General features: G+C 41.7%; 3 protein-coding genes. All 3 read right to left on the reverse strand.

Annotated elements, in window-relative coordinates; all coding sequences use genetic code 11:
- Positions 1–125: 125 nt before the first annotated feature.
- From ACE1CM_RS25090 to ACE1CM_RS25100, 3 genes are read right to left on the reverse strand one after another with little or no spacing between them, the layout of a single operon-like run.
- Entirely contained in the window at positions 126–860 is a 735-nt protein-coding gene (locus tag ACE1CM_RS25090) for an RNA-guided endonuclease InsQ/TnpB family protein (RefSeq protein ID WP_374881443.1), read from the reverse strand.
- Positions 823–1110 carry a helix-turn-helix domain-containing protein gene (locus ACE1CM_RS25095; RefSeq protein ID WP_374881445.1) on the reverse strand — a complete coding sequence of 96 codons (288 nt, stop codon included), beginning with the start codon at positions 1108–1110 and terminating at the stop codon, positions 823–825. Before ACE1CM_RS25095 ends, ACE1CM_RS25090 begins: the two co-directional genes overlap by 38 nt.
- 6 nt (positions 1111–1116) lie before the next feature.
- Positions 1117–1683 carry an HNH endonuclease gene (locus tag ACE1CM_RS25100; RefSeq protein ID WP_374881447.1) on the reverse strand — a complete coding sequence of 189 codons (567 nt, stop codon included), beginning with the start codon at positions 1681–1683 and terminating at the stop codon, positions 1117–1119.
- Between the last annotated feature and the right edge of the window lie 731 nt (positions 1684–2414).

Here is a 2414-nt window from a genome sequence, read left to right on the forward strand (position 1 = left end):
CAGCTAGATACTCAATCTTTAAGATCAACTCATTCCACGCGGCATCCCTTATAGCGCGATTCAATCCTTTCTTCTTCGATTGACCATTGGGTAAAAATATTCCAGTGGTATCGTCTTTTTTGGGCTTACACCGTCGTAACATCCCGGCGACATTTAAATCTTCTATAGCGATAGCATCTACTCGTCGAGATGTAATGGTATGCGCCACCCACCACTGAGCGAGCTTGCCGTTTATCAGTAATTTTTTTATGCAAGCGTCCGACTTTCTTAGAGGCTTTTTTACGTTTGTTGCTGCCTTTGACTTTCCGGCTAACTCGGCTTTGTCTAACTTTAAGTAGATGTTTTGTCTTTTGCTGCTTGATAGCAAACTTATGATTTTCAAATTGGTAGCCATCCGAGAGATGCACCAATTTAGTAATACCTAAATCGCCACCAATAATCGACTTGACTTCTGTTAAGGACTTAGCGGCATAATCCGGTACGGTTTTGTCTTCAATCCTGACAGAAGCATACCAGCCATCTTGTCTTTGTCTAACGGTAACGGATTTAATTGCGAAACCATCCGGCACAGATCTAGATTTATGGAACCGCATCCAACCCAATTTGGGAAGGTAGACCTTATTCCCTTTGATTTTCACTCCAGCCGCGTATGTGAATGAGGTAAAGTTGCTGCGGTTTTTGAACTTAGGAAATCCCCTACCTTCAAAAAATTTCTTGTAGGCAACATCCAATCGCTTTACATTCTGTTGCAGTACAGTTGAGTCAATTTCTCCATACCAAGGTCTAGCTATTTTTAATTGTGGCAGCGCCGTGATTTGAATATCACGACTCGCTACGGCGGGGATTTTTTGCATTCCCATCTTTGTCTGCTTTGGCGTCTTTCCAAGGCTCAAGAGAAGCACCATTCTTGCTGACGAAACATGTTAGCGGGCAAGCTTTGGCTTTAGTTCTGATATCGCAGTAATCGCCTTGGATAAACTGCTGATTATACTGGACTATCCTATCGTTTAAGCACCAGTTGTAGTGGCTTCTAAGCATATTGACCCAATCTTCCATACTGTTTGACTGGGATGCATTTGGTCTTAGCTTGTAAACGTAAGCTGCCAGCAAAAAATATCACCTCCTTATTATAATATGACGGTACTTAAAAGTCCCGGCTTTGCACAAATCCCCCGCGTAAACGACAGGGGTTTTCTGCGTCTCGTCATGATTTATAATTAGCGGTTGACAAGTTTTGAGGATTGGTTGGGACGGCATTACTCCAACACAGGCCGCATCAATCCAGTGGTCTTTGGGTAGTCCTGCTTTAACCCGATTCATTTTGGTCATCCCTCCTGTACCTGTCTGTACTCTCAACAAAACATTGAGTGTTTGGAACAGTTTCCAGCGGGTTGCATTCACCGCTGTTGCATCTAGTAACGGCGTTTTAGCTTGCTTGACAATACTTGCTAGCAAGTATTGCTTTTTCTTCAAAAACTCCTCAATTGATTTATCTCCTTTTTTCTGATTGCAGCACCGACAAGCAACTGTTAAGTTGCTGACTCGGTTGCTACCGCCAGAAGACTTTGGGTGGATGTGTTCTACCTCCAGTGTAATGTCTTTTTTACCGCAGTAAACACATTGGCGTCCCCATTTTGCTGCATCTATGGTAGGTAACTTCCGGTAATTACCGGAAGTTACCAAGGTTTAACCTAAGAGTTCGTTCCACAAATTATTTGTCATTTTATTTGCCTCCTTCTCTGCGTTCAAATAGCAACAATGCTACACCCACCTTTCAGCTACTGCTAACTAATTATATCTACCTAAACACAGTTTTTTAAAGCTTTAAAACACAGAACTTACCCAGCTATCTCGCTAATCGGATAACGTTTACAACCAGTTACATTAGTTGGTTTAATTAGGGTCTTTTCGACCCATCTAAACTTTACTTGATTGGCTCAAAAAAAGAGCCAACTAGAAACAAAATTTTAAAAATGTCAAGAATTTACTTGCCATAGACAGTCGTCTTTTTGAAATACTGTAGGCATTGAGGAGTGAGGATAATTTTTCATGCTTCGCCCTCACCTCTGACGCTAAAATGTGTTGAATTCAAAGGAAAAACCCTGATGCAAAAATGAAAAACCAATTTGACTTAGCTGTGTTGCCAATTTGGCAAAAATTTACAAAAATTTAGATAGCGATTGCACCAAAGCGAAGTCACAAAGGTAGTCATTTTTTGGGCAATTTGCGGTACCAGACTCCCGCGAAAGGGGGGGTTCCAAAGGTTGGTTCACCTAAGAGAAGCTCTTAGGTGCCGTGGCGCACAAGATTTCCTTCCCAAAAGATATTAACTCAAGTTGCTAGTTACATCCAAGGACAAAGAAACCCGGTTTCTCTGAAAAATCGTGGGTTTGACTCTGAGAAATTAACTCTGA

Origin of the sequence: Microseira sp. BLCC-F43 (genome assembly GCF_041929235.1) — a bacterium.
Classification (GTDB): Bacteria; Cyanobacteriota; Cyanobacteriia; order Cyanobacteriales; family Aerosakkonemataceae; genus Microseira.